Genomic DNA, 14,599 nt, shown 5'->3' with positions numbered 1-14,599 from the left:
TCGAGCCCGACGCCGACGGAGGCCGCGACGGCGGCCCACGGGACAGATGGAGACACGATGACGACGGACACCCGGTCGCCCGAGCAGCACGTGGCCGACACCCACGACCTGATCCGCGTGCAGGGCGCCCGCGAGAACAACCTCAAGGACGTCAGCATCGAGATCCCCAAGCGCCGGCTGACCGTGTTCACCGGCGTCTCCGGCTCGGGCAAGAGCTCCCTGGTGTTCGGCACCATCGCCGCCGAGTCACAGCGGCTGATCAACGAGACCTACAGCGCCTTCGTGCAGGGCTTCATGCCGACGCTGGCCCGGCCCGAGGTCGACGTCCTCGACGGGCTGACCACCGCGATCATCGTCGACCAGGAGCGGATGGGCGGCAACCCCCGCTCCACCGTCGGCACCGTCACCGACGCCAACGCCATGCTGCGCATCCTCTTCAGCCGGCTCGGCCAGCCCCACATCGGCTCGGCCCAGGCGTTCTCCTTCAACGTCGCCTCGATCAGCGGCGCCGGCGCGGTCACCGTCGAGCGCGCCGGACAGACCGTCAAGGAGCGCCGCAGCTTCAGCATCACCGGGGGCATGTGCCCGCGCTGCGAGGGCACGGGCTCGGTCACCGACTTCGACCTGACCCAGCTGTACGACGACAGCAAGTCGCTCAACGAGGGTGCGCTCACCATCCCCGGCTACAGCATGGACGGCTGGTACGGCCGCATCTTCAGCGGCTGCGGCTTCTTCGACCCGGACAAGCCGATCCGCAAGTTCACCAAGAAGGAACTACACGACCTGCTCCACAAGGAGCCGGTCAAGATCAAGGTCGAGGGCATCAACCTGACGTACGAGGGCCTGATCCCGAAGATCCAGAAGTCGATGTTGGCCAAGGACGTCGACTCGATGCAGCCGCACATCCGCGCCTTCGTGGAACGGGTCGTCACCTTCACCACCTGCCCCGACTGCGAGGGCACCCGGCTCAGCGAGGCGGCCCGCTCGTCGAAGATCAGCGGGATCAGCATCGCCGACGCGTGCGCCATGCAGATCAGCGACCTCGCCGCCTGGGTACGCGGCCTCGACGAGCCGTCGGTGGCCCCGCTGCTGGCGAAGCTGCAGCACACCCTCGACTCGTTCGTCGAGATCGGGCTGGGCTACCTCTCCCTCAGCCGGCCGTCCGGAACGCTGTCGGGCGGGGAGGCACAGCGCACCAAGATGATCCGCCACCTCGGCTCCTCGCTCACCGACGTGACCTACGTCTTCGACGAGCCCACCATCGGGTTGCACCCCCACGACATCCAGCGGATGAACGACCTGCTGCGGCAACTGCGCAACAAGGGCAACACCGTGCTGGTCGTGGAGCACAAGCCGGAGGCGATCGCCATCGCCGACCACGTGGTCGACCTCGGCCCCGGGGCCGGCACCGCCGGTGGTGAAGTGGTCTTCGAGGGCACCGTGGAGGGCCTGCGGGCCAGCGGCACGCTCACCGGGCAGCACCTGGACGACCGGGCTCGTCTGAAGCCGTCGCTGCGGACGCCCACCGGCGCGCTGGAGGTACGCGGCGCCGGCACCCACAACCTGCGCGACGTCGACGTCGACATCCCGCTCGGCGTCCTGGTCGTCGTCACCGGCGTCGCCGGCTCCGGCAAGAGCTCACTGATCCACGGCTCGGTGTCCGGGCGCGACGGGGTGGTGACGGTCGACCAGAGCGCCATCCGCGGCTCCCGGCGCAGCAACCCGGCCACCTACACCGGCCTGCTCGACCCGATCCGCAAGGCCTTCGCCAAGGCCAACGGCGTCAAGCCGGCGCTGTTCAGCGCCAACTCCGAGGGCGCCTGCCCCACCTGCAACGGCGCCGGCGTCATCTACACCGACCTGGCCATGATGGCCGGCGTCGCCACCACCTGCGAAGAGTGCGAGGGCAAGCGGTTCCAGGCATCGGTGCTGGAATACCACCTCGGCGGCCGCGACATCAGTGAAGTGCTCGCCATGTCGGTGACCGAGGCCGAGACGTTCTTCGGCGCCGGCGACGCACGCACCCCGGCCGCCCACAAGATCCTCGAACGGCTCGCCGACGTCGGCCTCGGCTACCTCACCCTCGGCCAGCCGCTCACCACGCTGTCCGGCGGCGAGCGGCAGCGCCTCAAGCTGGCCACCCAGATGGCCACCAGCGGCGGCGTCTACGTCCTCGACGAGCCGACCACCGGCCTGCACCTCGCCGACGTCGAGCACCTGCTCGCCCTGCTCGACCGGCTCGTCGACGCCGGCAAGTCGGTCATCGTCATCGAGCACCACCAGGCGGTCATGGCGCACGCCGACTGGATCATCGACCTCGGCCCCGGCGCCGGCCACGACGGCGGCCGGATCGTCTTCGAGGGCACCCCCGCCGACCTCGTCGCCGCCCGCTCCACCCTCACCGGCGAACACCTGGCGGCCTACGTCGCCTGACCCGGCCGGCACCGGGACGGTGTGGACGCCGAACCACGCCGTCCCGATGCCGGAACCGACGGCGGACACGCCGGGGGAGCGCCGCCGTCCGCCGGGCCACCGATCACTTCAGCGCGGCCGCGAACATGCCGGGCTCGTAGGAACCGCCACGCTGGTGCACGATCACGGCCATCCGGTTGGCCGCGTTGATCAGCGAGACCAGGGCGACCAGCGCGGCAATCTGGTCGTCGTCGTAGTGCTTGCGCACCGCGGCCCAGGTCTCGTCCGACACCCCCTGGTGGGCGTCGGCGAGCCGGGTGCCCTCCTCGGCGAGCGCCAGCGCGGCCTGCTCGGCCTCGGTGAACACGGTGGACTCGCGCCACGCGGCGACCAGGTTGAGCCGCACCGACGTCTCACCGGCGGCCGCGGCCTCCTTGGTGTGCATGTCGATGCACCACCCGCAGCCGTTGATCTGGCTGGCGCGCAGCGACACCAGCTCCTGCGTGGACGTCGGCAGCGGCGACTGGTGGATCACCAGAGCGGCGTTGGCGAACCGCTTGGCGAACTTGACGGCGATCTCGTTGGCGAACATGTCGAATCGAGCGTCCATGGCTCGTCCCTCCTCGTGGTGTCGCACCGGACGACCACGAGATGCCGCCGACCCGAACCCCGTGACAGCACGGCCACGTGACGCCCGCCACACCCTCCCGGTGTCACACAACGGCCCGGTCCGGCATCTGATGGGGGAGACAGTCGAGACGGAACAGGAGCCACCCATGGCCGGCACGGCGCAGACCGCACCCGACGACCGCCGCGCGGACCCCGCCACCGAGGTGTTCCTCGCCCACCGGAACCTGCTGTTCACGGTCGCCTACGAGATGCTCGGCTCGGCCGCCGACGCGGAGGACGTCCTGCAGGAGACCTGGCTGCGGTGGGTGGGCGTCGACCTCGACACGGTGCGGGAACAGCGCGCGTACCTGGTCCGGATCACCACCCGCCAGGCACTCGCCCGGCTGCGGACGCTCGGCCGCCGCAAGGAGTCCTACGTCGGCCCCTGGCTGCCCGAGCCGCTGCTGACCGCACCCGACGTGGCCGAGGACGTCGAGCTGGCCGACAGCGTCTCGATGGCGATGCTGCTGGTGCTGGAGACGCTCACACCGACCGAGCGGGCGGTGTTCGTGCTGCGCGAGGTGTTCGACCTGGAGTACGACGAGATCGCCGAAGCCGTCGACAAGAGCCCCGCCACGGTCCGCCAGATCGCCCACCGCGCCCGGGGACACGTCGCGGCGCGCCGGCCCCGCGGGGTCGTGTCCGCCGCCCAGAGCCGGGACGCGCTCGAAGCGTTCCAGCGGGCCACCGAGACGGGCGACCTTCAGGGCCTGCTCGACATCCTCGCCCCGGACGTCGTGTTCCTGGGCGACGGTGGGGGAGTCAAGCAGGCCGTCCCGCGGCCCGTCGTGGGCGCCGACAAGGTGGCCCGACTGCTGGCCGCCGGGCTGGGCCGGATCGCCGAACTGATGTCACTGCGGCCGGCCCAGGTCAACGGCTACCCGGCGCTGATCATGGAGCAGGGCGACGAGATCGAGGCCGTCCTGGCGGTGCGCATCGACGACGGGCTCGTCACCGGGCTGTACGCCGTGCGCAATCCGCACAAGCTGTCCCACATGGAGCGGGAGGTCAGCCTGCGCCGCTGAACACGCCGAGCCGGCCGTATCGGATACGTCAGGGTCTATGGAAGGAGAGAGATGCCGAGGCGACGCGAGGAAGACGAAACCAGGATCGGTCAGCAGATCGACAAGATCGTCGAGGGAATCCAGAACAAGGATCTCGAGGGCCTGCGGCGGCTCTACACGACCGACGTGGTGTCCTTCGATGTCGAGCCGCCGCTGCAGCATGTCGGGGTGGACGCGAAGCTCAGGAACTGGGCGGCCGTGTTCACATTCTTCGACACCGTGTCCTACGAGCTGCGGGATCTGACCCTCACCGTCGGCGACGACGTGGCCTTCGGACACGCGTTCGGCCGGCTCAGCGGCACGCTGAAGGACGGGACGGCGACGAACGGCATGTGGGTCAGGGCCACCTTCTGCTTCCAGAAGATCGACGGGACCTGGCTGATCGCGCACGACCAGGTCTCGGTGCCGCTCGACATCCGCAGCGGCAAGGGCGTGCTCGACCTCCAGCCCTGACCGGCCGCCTCACCCCCAGAGTCGATAATGTACATTATGTCAAGTAAGCAGGTTCCGGCCCTCCCCGGCGTCACGCCACCACCGGATCGGTGAGGACCGCCGCCAGGACCCGCACCTGCTGTTCGTGCTCGTCGCGGTCGGCCGCGCGGGCCAGCTGGATGAGCGCCTTCCACAGCGCCCAGCCGCGGGCGCGGTGCCAGGCGTCGTCGGGCAGGCCGGCCGCCTCCCGGAACAGCGTGCGCTCCGCCCCGGCGAACCAGGTCCACGCCGGCACGAGGTCGCAGGCCGGGTCTCCGACGCCGCAGGTGCCGAAGTCGATGACCGCCGACAGCCGCCCATCGGAGACGAGCAGGTTGCCGACCGCCACGTCGCCGTGGAACCAGACCGGCGCCGCCGCCCAGGCCGAGGTCAGCGCCCGCGCCCACACGTCCCGGCAGGCGGCCGCGTCCACCCGCCCCCGCAGCACGTCCAGGGCCTGTTCGACCTCGTCGCCGTAGGTGCTGGGGTGGCAGCCCCGGAAGCAGGAGTGCCGTCCGGCCGCCGGACCGCCGGACGTGGGCGCCCGCCTCAGCGCGGTCAGGAACGCGCCGAGGTCGCGCGCCACGGCCGACCGGTCGACCTCCCCGGCGGCCTCGAGGGTCTCGCCGGGCAGCCAGCGCCGCACCGACCAGGGGTACGGGTAGCCGGCGCCGGGCGCGCCGGTGGCCACCGGTTCGGGTACGGGCAGCGGCAGGTGGCGGGCCAGCGCCGGCAGGTTGCGGTCCTCCTTGGCGACGCCGGGCACGTAGCCCTCGGCGCTGGGCAGCCGTACGACGAGGTCGTCGCCGAGGCGGAAGGTCCGGTTGTCCCACCCCTGCCGGGTCACGGCGCTCACCGGCAGGTGCGCCCATCGCGGGAACTGCGCGGCGACGAGCCGGCGTACCAGTTCTTCGTCGATGTCCACCACGGACCCAGTCTGCGTGCCACGGCAAGTGGTTTCCGGGCTCGCTCCCCCAGATCCGGCCGCTGGCGGGAACGCGAAAATCATGCATAATATGCCTTATGCATGACAAACCGGACGAACCGGTGGGGCGGTTGATCGAGGAGTTCCTGACCGCCCGGGCCACCCGGAAGCCCTCCCCGCACACCCTGGCGGCCTACCGGCGGGACCTGACCACTGTGGCAAGCCTGGTGACGGCGGACGACGCGACCACTCCCCTCCCCCTCGACCGGCTCCCGGTCACCGCCCTGTCCCCCCGGGTCATGCGCGCGGCGTTCGCCCGGTTCGCCGCTCCCCGCGCCGCCGCCTCGGTCCACCGTGCCTGGTCCACCTGGAACAGCTTCTTCACGTTCCTGGTCGCCGAGGGCGTCGTACCCGGCAATCCGATGCCGGCGGTGGGGCGGCCCCGCACCCCGCTCCCCCGGCCCAAGCCGCTGCGGGGCGAGGACACCCCGGAGGAACTGCTGGCCGCGGTGGCCCGGGAGGACGGCCGGCAGCGCGACCCGTGGCCGGAGCGGGACCTGGCCGTGCTGGCGTTGGCGCTGTGCGCGGGGCTGCGCCTGTCGGAGCTGCTGGCGCTGCGGGTGGCGTCGGTGGCCGGCCGGCCCGGTGAGCGCCGGGTGGACGTGGCGGGCAAGGGCGGGCGGCCGCGGACGGTGCCGATCGAGGCGGGTGTGGACCGGGTGCTGGCGGACTACCTGGACAGTCGGCGGCGGCGGTTCGGGTCGCGCAGCGTCCGGCCGGACTCGCCGCTGCTGGTGGACCGGCGGGGTGAGCCGCTGCGGCGGGGTGGCCTGCAGTATCTGGTGGAGTCGTGTTACCGGCGGGCGGGGATCGGGGACCGGGTGCCGCGGGGCGCGCGGTTGCACGCGTTGCGGCACACGTTCGCGACCCGGTTGGCGGAGGACGGGGCGAGCGCGGCGGAGATCATGCGGTTGCTGGGGCACGCGTCGTTGGCGTCGTCGCAGACGTACATCGAGGTGACGGCGGGTCAGCAGCGCGCGGCGGTGGCGTCGAACCGCACGAACCGCGCCCTGGCGGGTCTGGTGGTGCGGCGGGAGGCGCCCTGAGCGGGCAGCATGGTCGGGATGCGGGTGGGTGCGGCGCGGGCGGTGGCGGTCGAGTGGGTGCGCGAGGAGATGCGCCGGGACCCGTCGACCGGGGGTGCGTTCTTCAGCGGGTCGACGGTGGACCTGCCGGACGATGCGGTGCTGCCGTCGTGGTCGGACGTGGACGTGCTGCTGGTGCGGGACGCCCCGGCGGCGAAGGTGGGCAAGTTCGTTCACCGTGGGGTGCTGTTGGAGGTCTCGGCGCTGACCTGGGCGGAGTTGGGGTCGCCGGAGGACGTGCTGGGGTCGTGGGTGTTCGCGCCGATGTTCCGGACCGACACCGTGATCGCGGACCCGTCGGGCCGGCTGGCGGCGGTCCGGGAGCGGGTGGCGGCGGGCTTCGCGGATCCGGCGTGGGTGCGGCGGCGGTGTGCCGGGGTGCGGCGGCGGATCGAGGACGGGTTGGCCCGGCTGGACGAGCGGGCGTCGCTGGCCGAGCAGGTGCTGGCGTGGGTGTTCCCCACGTCGGTGCTGGCGGTGCTGCCGGCGGTGGCGGGGTTGCGGGATCCGACGGTGCGGCGGCGGTACGTGCGGGCGCGGGAGGTGCTGGCCGCGCACGGGTTCGGTGACCGGTACGAGGAGTTGCTGGCGTCGCTGGACGGTGGCGGGGTGGGTCCGGGTCGGGTGCGGGAGCACCTGGCCGGGTTGGCGGTGGCGTTCGACGAGGCGGCGCGGGTGGCGCGTACCCCGTTTCCGTTCCGTGCGGACCTGTCGGCGGGGCGGCCGGTGGTGCTGGACGGGAGCGCGGAGTTGGTGGCGGCGGGCGCGCACCGGGAGGCGATGTTCTGGGTCGTGGTGACGTACGCCCGGTGTCACGCGGTGCTGGCGGCCGACGCGCCGGGGCGGGAGCGGGTGTTGCGGCCGGCGTTCGAGGCGGCGGTGGCGGATCTTCAGGTGGTGTCGGCGGCGGACCGGCGCCGGCGGGCGGCGGCGTTGTTGGGGTCGTTGCCGCGGTGGCAGGCGGTGGCGGATGCGGTCGCGGAGCGCGCTGTGGCAGGCTGAGGGGTGAACGCGACTGGCGGCACGGAGGATGGGCAACCATCGGGGAGCTCGTCGCGGGGGTCGACCGCCTGGGCCTCCGCGTGCGGGGTGCGGCATGTCTTCTTCGGGCACGACGACGGCGCGGCTGCTGCCGGGTGCGCCGGTGGCGGAGCGGGTGTTGGCGGAGGTCGCCGAGTCGGTGGTGGCGCTGCGGGCGGCGGGGGTCACGCCGGCGTTGGCGACGGTGCTGGTGGGCGACGACGACGCGAGCGCGGGTTACATCCGGATCAAGCAGCGGCAGGCGGCGGAGCTGGGTTTCGTGTCGCCGCACGTGCATCTGCGGGCGTCGGCGTCGCAGGCGGATCTGCACGCGGTGCTGGCGGATTTCAACGCGGACAAGGCCGTGCACGGGGTGCTGGTGCAGTATCCGATCCCGGGGCACCTGGACTACGACCGGGCGCTGGCGGAGCTGGACCCGGACAAGGACGTGGACGGGATGCATCCGGTGAACATGGGCCGGTTGGCGTTGGGGTTGCCGGGTCCGCTGCCGTGCACGCCGGCGGGGATCGAGGCGTTGTTGGCGTTCCACGGGGTGCCGGTGGCGGGCCGGGAGGTGGTGATCCTGGGTCGGGGCGCCACGCTGGGCCGGCCGTTGGCGATGCTGCTGGCGCAGAAGCGGCCGACGGCGAACGCGGCGGTGACGGTGGTGCACACGGGGGTGCCGGACTGGCCGCGGTACACGCGGCGGGCGGAGATCCTGGTGGCGGCGGCCGGGGTGCCGGGGATCATCCAGCCGGAGCACGTGCGTCCGGGTGGCGTGGTGGTCGGCGGCGGGGTGCGGTACGAGGGGCGGCGGCTGCTGCCGGACGTGGACGAGTCGTGTGCCGAGGTGGCGGGGGCGATCACGCCGCGGGTCGGCGGGGTGGGTCCGACGACGGTGGCGATGTTGTTCCGTAACGCGGTGCGCGCGGCGCAGCGGGCGTCCGGGCTGGGTTGAGGGCCCTCGTCAGCCGAGGTCGACCAGGAGCGGCCGGTGGTCGGAGATGGTGGACAGCGGGGTGTCGACGGCGGTGACCGGGGGCAGCCGGTCGAGGCCGCGCCGGTCGGCGAGGATGTGGTCGAGCTGCACCCGGGGTTGTCCGGCCGGGTAGGTGGGGCGGCGGCCGAGCGGTCGCCAGCGGGACAGCAGGGCGGCGGGTCCGGCGGGCAGGTTGAGGTCGCCGAGGAGGATCCGTGGGGCGGGCAGCGTGCGCAGGGCGCGCACGACGCGGCGTAGTTGCAGCATGTTCCAGCCGGGCACGAAGGACAGGTGGGTGGCGGCGACGGTGAGCGGCCCGTGCGGGGTGTCGAGGACGGCGGCGAGCACGACGCGGGGTTCGTCGCGGAGCAGGACCAGCCCGCCGCCGGGGCCGGGGACGTAGATCGGTGACCGGACGGGGGCGGGTCGCAGGCGGGTGACCTGCCAGGAGCGGACCGGGTAACGGCTGACCAGGCCGATGCCGTAGAGGGGTTCGCCGTGGCCGTCGTCGTCGTGGGTGAGGGGGCGGAACTGTTCGCCGGGGGTGCCGACGACGGCGGCGGCGAAGCGGTGTTCGGGGGCGTCGAGGGCGCGGGCGGCGATGGCGGTGAGGTCGAGGTTGCCGCTGCGGGACTGGTCGTGGTCGACCTCCTGCAGGGCGAGCACGTCGGCGTCGAGCGTGGTGACGGCGGCGGCGAGCCGGTCGGGGTCGACGAGTCCGTCGGTGAGGGACCGGCCGTGCAGCAGGTTGAAGGTGGCCAGGCGCACCTGCACACCCTACGTCCGCGTGGCAGGCTTGCCGGGTGCTGAAGGCGTTGCTGTGTTCGATGCTGGTGTTCGTGGCGGTGGCGTCGGTGGGGTTGTGGTTGCGGCGGCGCCGGGGGCGTTGAGCTGCGGTGAGGCTGGCCACAGGGGGTCTCGTCGGGCGGTGGGGGTGGGCAGAATGGCCGCCCGTGGATCCTCTGTCGCTGACGACCCTGTTGAGCGCGGCCGCCCTGGCGGGCTGGGTGGACGCCGTGGTGGGCGGCGGTGGTCTGTTGCTGTTGCCGGCGCTGCTGCTGGGCGCGCCGGGGGTGCCGGTGGCGACGGCGTTGGGCACGAACAAGCTGGCGGCGATCTTCGGTACGTCGACGGCGGCGCTGACCTACGCGCGGCGTACGAAGCTGGACTGGGCGGTGGCGGGTCCGGCGGCGGGGTTGGCGGTGCTGACGGCCGGGTTGGGCGCGGCCCTGGCGGGGGCGGTGCCGGCGGGGGCGTACCGGCCGGTGGTGCTGGTGGTGCTGGTGTCGGTGGCGGTGTTCGTGCTGACCCGGCCGCGGCTGGGCGTGGTGTCGTATCCGGAGCGGCGTACGCCGGTGCGGGTGGTGACGGCCGTGGCGGTGGCCGGGCTGGGCATCGCCCTGTACGACGGGTTGATCGGCCCGGGCACGGGCACGTTCCTGGTGTTGGCGTTCACCGCGCTGGTGGGGTCGGATTTCGTGCACGCCTCGGCGATGGCGAAGGTGGTCAACGCGGGCACGAACCTGGGGGCGCTGGTGGTGTTCGCGGCGACCGGGCACGTGTGGTGGCTGCTGGGCGCGGCGATGGCGGTGTGCAATGTGGCGGGGGCGGCGTTGGGCGCGCGGATGGCGTTGCGGCGCGGTTCGGGTTTCGTGCGGGTGGTGCTGCTGGTCGTGGTGCTGGCGCTGGTGGGCAAGCTGGGCTACGACCAGTGGGTGGCGGCGTGAGGGGTTGACCGCCGTCGTGTGATCATCGGCGGGTGCCCGTCCGCGCCGAACACGACCGCGCCGTCCTCGCCGAGCTGCTGGCCCGGGATCCGGTGCTGCACGCGTACCAGCTGGGTGACCTGGACGACTTCTTCTGGCCGTACACCTCGTGGTATCGCTGCGGCGACCAGGTGGTGCTGCTCTACCACGGTGTCGAGCTGCCCACGCTGCTGGCGTTCGCGCCGCCGGAGCGCGCCGCGGACCTGGCGGCGCTGCTGGCCGAGGCGGCGCCGGTGTTGCCGGCCCGACTGTGGGCGCACCTCTCCCCCGGCCTGGACGCCACGATGGCCCGCTGGTACGCGGTCTCCGACGCCGCCGTGCACCACCGGATGGCATTGACCGACCCGGCGCGGCTGGCCGCGGTGCCCCCGGCCGGGGAGCCGCTGGGCCGCGCCGACCTGCCGGAGCTGCTCGATTTGTACACCGCCGCGTACCCGGGCAACTGGTTCGACCCGCGGATGCTGGACACCGGCCGGTACGTGGGGGTGCGGGAGGCCGGGCGGCTGGTCGCGGTGGCCGGGGTGCACGTGTGGTCGCCGACGTGGCGGGTGGCCGCCCTGGGCAACGTGACCACCCACCCGGACGCCCGGGGGCGGGGCCTGGCCGGGGCGGCCGTGGCCGCACTGTGCGCCGGGCTGCGGGCCACCGTCGACCACGTGACGCTCAACGTCAAGGCCGACAACGTCCCCGCGGTACGCCTCTACGAACGGCTGGGGTTCACCCGGGTCGCCGACTTCACCGAGTGCGCGCTGCACCGCCTTCCGTGACCGCCGGACCGCTCAGTCTGGCCTGTCCAGCCGCCACGCTGGGTCAACAACCCGACCCTGACCTGGGCTTGTGTCTGACCGGCCCGGCGTGGCCCAGCCCCTAGCGTCTGCCTTCGAGGCCGAAGTGACCCGTCGCGACCGACGTGCGGGGGTGGCCGGTGTGCCGGCCGCCCCCGCACGTCGCGGTCAGCGGCCCCGGCTGGGCGAGTCGAACCGGCCGGCGCGGATCTCCCGCAGCGCCCGCCGGCGGGTGTCGCCGCGCAGCGTGTCCACGTACAGGCGGCCGTGCAGGTGGTCGGTCTCGTGCTGCAGGGCGCGGGCCAGGAACCCGCTGCCGGCGATGGTCAGCGGCTGGCCGTGCTGGTCGAAGCCGTGCGCGGTGGCGTGCATGGCGCGCGGCGTCGGGAAGTACAGCCCGGGGATGGACAGGCAGCCCTCCTCGTCGTCCTGACGCTCCTCGGACAGCTCCAGCGTCGGGTTGATCAGGTGACCGCGGTGCCCGTCGGCGTCGTAGACGAACACCTGCGCGTTCACCCCGATCTGCGGGGCGGCCACCCCGGCCCGGCCGGGCGCGCCGAGCAGCGTGTCCATGAGGTCCTGCACGAGCGCGCGCAGCTCGGCGTCGAAACTGGTCACCGGCTCCGACGGGGTGCGCAGCACGGGGTCGCCGATGATCCGGATCGGGCGCATAGTCATGCCCGGAAGGCTATCCGCCCGTTACGCCGGCTGGTGCCGCACCCGCCCGGTCGCGGACCAGGACCTCGATGCCGTCGAGCAGGCGGGCCAGCCCGAACTCGAAGGCCCGGGCCGGGTCCCCGGCGGCCTGGTACTCCTGGCCGGCGGTGGTGCCCACCCGGGAGGCGAGCGGGAACCGGGCCGGGTCGAGCACCTTCTCCAGGTACGGGGCGTGCGCGTGCCACCACTGCTGTTCGGTCATCCCGGTGTCCCGGCTGGCCTGGGCCGCCTCCACGGCGGGGCGGGCCGCGCCGTGCACGTAGCCGGTGACCAGGGTGACCACGGCGTCCATCTCCAGGTCGGTCAGGCCGATCCCGTCGACGGCGCGCAACTCGTACTCGTACTTGGCGATCAGGTTCGGGCCCAGCGGCGGGCGGGTGGTGGCGACCTGCAACAGCCACGGGTGGCGCAGGTAGAGGGCGAAGTTCTCCCGCGCGATCTGGGCCAGCCGGCCCCGCCAGCCGCCCGGCACCTCGTCGGGGCGGGCGGTCTCGCCGTAGACCGTGTCGAGCATGACGTCGAGCAGTTCGCCCTTGCCCGGCACGTGGGTGTAGAGGGTCATGGTGCCCACCCCGAGCCGCTCGGCGACCCGGCGCATGGACAGCGCGGCCAGCCCCTCGGCGTCGGCGACCTCGATGGCCGCGCGCACGATCCGCTCCACGGACAGGTCGCCGCCCTTGCGGCTGACCTTCTCCCGGGTACGCCAGAGCAGGGCGAGGCTGCGCGCCGGGTCCCCGGTGCCGCTGTACTCGGTGGTCACCCGCCGACTGTACCGACCCACCTTCTCGTATGGTGTACGGTACGGCGTACCGGACGACGATCGGAGGCGGCGATGCGACGGGACGGACCGGCGATCGAGGCGGAGGGGCTGCGCAAGCGCTACCGCGACCTGGTCGCCCTGGACGGGGTCGACCTGGCCGTGCCGGCCGGCACGGTCTGCGCGGTGCTCGGGGTGAACGGGGCCGGCAAGAGCACCCTGGTCCGCATCCTGACCACCCTGCTGCGCGCCGACGCCGGGGTGGCCCGGGTCGCCGGGTACGACGTGCGCCGACAGGCCGACCGGGCCCGCGCGCACCTGGGCCTGGTCGGCCAGCACGCGGCGGTCGACGAGATCCTCGGCGGCCGGCAGAACCTGGTGCTGTTCGGCCGGCTGCACCACCTCTCCCCGGCCCGGGCGGCGGCCCGCGCCGACGACCTGCTGCACCGCTTCGACCTCGCCGCGGCCGCCGACCGGCCGGTGGCCACCTGGTCCGGCGGGATGCGCCGCCGGCTGGACCTGGCCGCCGCGCTGATCGTCGACCCGCCGGTGCTGTTCCTCGACGAACCCACCACCGGCCTGGACCCGCGCGCCCGCAGCGACGTCTGGGACGCCGTCCGCGCCCTGGTGGGCGGCGGCGCCACCGTGCTGCTGACCACCCAGTACCTGGAGGAGGCCGACCGGCTCGCTGACAGCGTGCGGGTGCTCGACCACGGCCGGGTGACCGCGGCCGGCACCCCGGAGGACCTGAAGTCGACCCTCGGCGGCGAGCGGATCGACGTGGTGCTGCACCACCCCGACGACCTGGCCCCGGCCGCGGCGGCGGTCACCGCCGCCACCGGCGCCGCGCCCACCGTGGACCGCGCCGCGCTGCGGCTCAGCGTCCCGGTCACCGACCGGGTCGCCGCGCTCGCCGCGGTGCTGCGCGCCGTGGAGGCCGCCGGCCTGCGCGCCGGCGACGTGGCGGTACGCCGACCCACCCTCGACGAGGTGTTCCTGCACCTCACCGACGCCCGCACGGAGGTGCCCGCGTGACCGTCCTGCCGCTGCGCGCCCGCTGGGCCGTCGCCGACACCGCCACCCTGACCGGCCGCACCCTCGCCCACTGGGCGCGCCGCCCCGGCGACGTGCTGGTGGGCCTGCTCTTCCCCGTCCTGCTGCTGCTGATGTTCGGCTACCTGTTCGGCGGCGCCATGGCACTGCCCGACGGCGCCGACTACCGGGAGTTCCTGCTGCCCGGCATGGTGGCCATGACCATGCTCTTCGGCGTCGAGACCACCTACACGGCGGTGGCGGTGGACAGCGCGCGGGGCGTGACCGACCGGTTCCGGTCGTTGCCGATGAGCCGCGCCGCGGTGGTCACCGGCCGGGCCGTGGCCGATCTGCTGCACTCCGCGGCCGCCCTCGCCGTGGTGCTCGGCTGCGGCGTGCTGATCGGCTGGCAGCCGCACTGCGGCCCGCTGCGCGCGCTGGCCGCCGTGGCGCTGCTGCTGTTCCTGCGCTTCGCGATGATCTGGCTCGGGGTGTACCTGGCGCTGCTGCTGCGCCGCCCCGAGACGGTCGCCGCGCTGCAGATCCTGGTCTGGCCGCTGGGCTTCGCCTCCAACGCGTTCGTCGCCCCGGCCACCATGCCGGGCTGGCTCGCCGCAGTCGCCGCCTGGAACCCGCTGTCGGCCACCGTCGCCGCCGCCCGGGACCTGTTCGGCAACCCCGGCTGGGGCGCCGGCTCGTGGCCCGCCGAGCACGCCGTGGCCCTGGCGGTGGCCTGGCCGCTGCTGCTGGTCGCCGTGTTCCTGCCGCTGTCCGTGCGCCGCTGGCAGCGCCTGGGCCGGTGACCGCGCCGGGCGGGGTGCTCAGGCCGCCGGTGGTGGCGTCGCCCGTGGTGGTCG

The 14,599-nt window shown here is 73.6% G+C and carries 15 protein-coding genes; 10 read left to right on the top strand and 5 right to left on the bottom strand.

Annotated elements, in window-relative coordinates; all coding sequences use genetic code 11:
- Positions 1-57: 57 nt before the first annotated feature.
- On the top strand, positions 58-2,433 hold the full coding sequence (locus ABZV78_RS20395) for an excinuclease ABC subunit UvrA (RefSeq protein ID WP_355640695.1): 2,376 nt from the start codon (positions 58-60) through the stop codon (positions 2,431-2,433).
- Between the two features lie 103 nt (positions 2,434-2,536).
- On the opposite strand, the gene ABZV78_RS20390 is transcribed toward ABZV78_RS20395, so the two are convergent.
- Entirely contained in the window at positions 2,537-3,022 is a 486-nt protein-coding gene (locus ABZV78_RS20390; protein WP_355640693.1) for a carboxymuconolactone decarboxylase family protein, read from the bottom strand.
- Positions 3,023-3,188: 166 nt separating this feature from the next.
- On the opposite strand from ABZV78_RS20390, the gene ABZV78_RS20385 reads away from it, so the two are divergent.
- Positions 3,189-4,106 (top strand): RNA polymerase sigma-70 factor, encoded by a 918-nt coding sequence (locus tag ABZV78_RS20385; RefSeq protein WP_355640691.1) that lies wholly within the window; start codon positions 3,189-3,191, stop codon positions 4,104-4,106.
- 51 nt (positions 4,107-4,157) lie between these two features.
- A complete protein-coding gene (locus tag ABZV78_RS20380; RefSeq protein ID WP_355640689.1) occupies positions 4,158-4,598 on the top strand; it encodes a nuclear transport factor 2 family protein in 441 nt (146 codons plus the stop codon).
- A gap of 70 nt (positions 4,599-4,668) precedes the next feature.
- On the opposite strand, the gene ABZV78_RS20375 is transcribed toward ABZV78_RS20380, so the two are convergent.
- Positions 4,669-5,544 carry an aminoglycoside phosphotransferase family protein gene (locus ABZV78_RS20375; RefSeq protein ID WP_355640687.1) on the bottom strand — a complete coding sequence of 292 codons (876 nt, stop codon included), beginning with the start codon at positions 5,542-5,544 and terminating at the stop codon, positions 4,669-4,671.
- A 95-nt stretch (positions 5,545-5,639) separates the two neighbouring features.
- On the opposite strand from ABZV78_RS20375, the gene ABZV78_RS20370 reads away from it, so the two are divergent.
- The 3 genes from ABZV78_RS20370 to ABZV78_RS20360 all read left to right on the top strand — a co-directional run bounded on the left by ABZV78_RS20370 (position 5,640) and on the right by ABZV78_RS20360 (position 8,664).
- The gene (locus tag ABZV78_RS20370) at positions 5,640-6,647 is read left to right on the top strand and encodes a tyrosine-type recombinase/integrase (RefSeq protein ID WP_355640685.1); all 1,008 of its coding nucleotides are present in this window, start codon (positions 5,640-5,642) and stop codon (positions 6,645-6,647) included.
- A gap of 18 nt (positions 6,648-6,665) precedes the next feature.
- Positions 6,666-7,688, top strand: a complete 1,023-nt coding sequence (locus tag ABZV78_RS20365) for a hypothetical protein (protein WP_355640683.1) — start codon at positions 6,666-6,668, stop codon at positions 7,686-7,688.
- Between the two features lie 94 nt (positions 7,689-7,782).
- Complete coding sequence (locus ABZV78_RS20360; protein WP_355640681.1) at positions 7,783-8,664, top strand: tetrahydrofolate dehydrogenase/cyclohydrolase catalytic domain-containing protein; 882 nt, start codon at positions 7,783-7,785, stop codon at positions 8,662-8,664.
- Between the two features lie 9 nt (positions 8,665-8,673).
- Here ABZV78_RS20360 and ABZV78_RS20355 read toward each other — a convergent pair whose 3' ends face one another.
- Positions 8,674-9,453, bottom strand: a complete 780-nt coding sequence (locus ABZV78_RS20355; RefSeq protein ID WP_355640679.1) for an endonuclease/exonuclease/phosphatase family protein — start codon at positions 9,451-9,453, stop codon at positions 8,674-8,676.
- Positions 9,454-9,638: 185 nt separating this feature from the next.
- Here ABZV78_RS20355 and ABZV78_RS20350 point away from each other — a divergent pair, with 185 nt between their 5' ends.
- A complete protein-coding gene (locus ABZV78_RS20350) occupies positions 9,639-10,412 on the top strand; it encodes a TSUP family transporter (protein ID WP_355640677.1) in 774 nt (257 codons plus the stop codon).
- Between the two features lie 32 nt (positions 10,413-10,444).
- On the top strand, positions 10,445-11,218 hold the full coding sequence (locus ABZV78_RS20345) for a GNAT family N-acetyltransferase (protein WP_355640675.1): 774 nt from the start codon (positions 10,445-10,447) through the stop codon (positions 11,216-11,218).
- A gap of 186 nt (positions 11,219-11,404) precedes the next feature.
- Here the strand turns inward: ABZV78_RS20345 and def are convergent, their stop codons facing one another.
- Positions 11,405-11,914, bottom strand: coding sequence for a peptide deformylase (def, locus tag ABZV78_RS20340; protein WP_189196132.1), 510 nt, complete (start codon positions 11,912-11,914; stop codon positions 11,405-11,407).
- Between the two features lie 10 nt (positions 11,915-11,924).
- Positions 11,925-12,713, bottom strand: coding sequence for a TetR/AcrR family transcriptional regulator (locus ABZV78_RS20335; protein ID WP_355640673.1), 789 nt, complete (start codon positions 12,711-12,713; stop codon positions 11,925-11,927).
- A 72-nt stretch (positions 12,714-12,785) separates the two neighbouring features.
- Here ABZV78_RS20335 and ABZV78_RS20330 point away from each other — a divergent pair, with 72 nt between their 5' ends.
- Both ABZV78_RS20330 and ABZV78_RS20325 read left to right on the top strand, forming a co-directional pair.
- On the top strand, positions 12,786-13,745 hold the full coding sequence (locus ABZV78_RS20330; protein WP_355640671.1) for an ATP-binding cassette domain-containing protein: 960 nt from the start codon (positions 12,786-12,788) through the stop codon (positions 13,743-13,745).
- The gene (locus ABZV78_RS20325; protein WP_355640669.1) at positions 13,742-14,545 is read left to right on the top strand and encodes an ABC transporter permease; all 804 of its coding nucleotides are present in this window, start codon (positions 13,742-13,744) and stop codon (positions 14,543-14,545) included. Before ABZV78_RS20330 ends, ABZV78_RS20325 begins: the two co-directional genes overlap by 4 nt.
- Positions 14,546-14,599 lie beyond the last annotated feature (54 nt).

The sequence above is a fragment of the Micromonospora sp. NPDC004540 genome (genome assembly GCF_040610095.1).
In the GTDB taxonomy this organism is placed as follows: Bacteria; Actinomycetota; Actinomycetes; order Mycobacteriales; family Micromonosporaceae; genus Micromonospora.
This window is presented reverse-complemented; position numbering and strand designations above follow the sequence as displayed.

Coding starts and splice junctions, on each gene's coding strand:
- ABZV78_RS20395 (WP_355640695.1), top strand. CDS start 58: ATGACGACGGACACCCGGTCGCCCGAGCAGCACGTGGCCGACACCCAC.
- ABZV78_RS20390 (WP_355640693.1), bottom strand. CDS start 3,022: ATGGACGCTCGATTCGACATGTTCGCCAACGAGATCGCCGTCAAGTTC.
- ABZV78_RS20385 (WP_355640691.1), top strand. CDS start 3,189: ATGGCCGGCACGGCGCAGACCGCACCCGACGACCGCCGCGCGGACCCC.
- ABZV78_RS20380 (WP_355640689.1), top strand. CDS start 4,158: ATGCCGAGGCGACGCGAGGAAGACGAAACCAGGATCGGTCAGCAGATC.
- ABZV78_RS20370 (WP_355640685.1), top strand. CDS start 5,640: ATGCATGACAAACCGGACGAACCGGTGGGGCGGTTGATCGAGGAGTTC.
- ABZV78_RS20365 (WP_355640683.1), top strand. CDS start 6,666: ATGCGGGTGGGTGCGGCGCGGGCGGTGGCGGTCGAGTGGGTGCGCGAG.
- ABZV78_RS20360 (WP_355640681.1), top strand. CDS start 7,783: ATGTCTTCTTCGGGCACGACGACGGCGCGGCTGCTGCCGGGTGCGCCG.
- def (WP_189196132.1), bottom strand. CDS start 11,914: ATGACTATGCGCCCGATCCGGATCATCGGCGACCCCGTGCTGCGCACC.
- ABZV78_RS20330 (WP_355640671.1), top strand. CDS start 12,786: ATGCGACGGGACGGACCGGCGATCGAGGCGGAGGGGCTGCGCAAGCGC.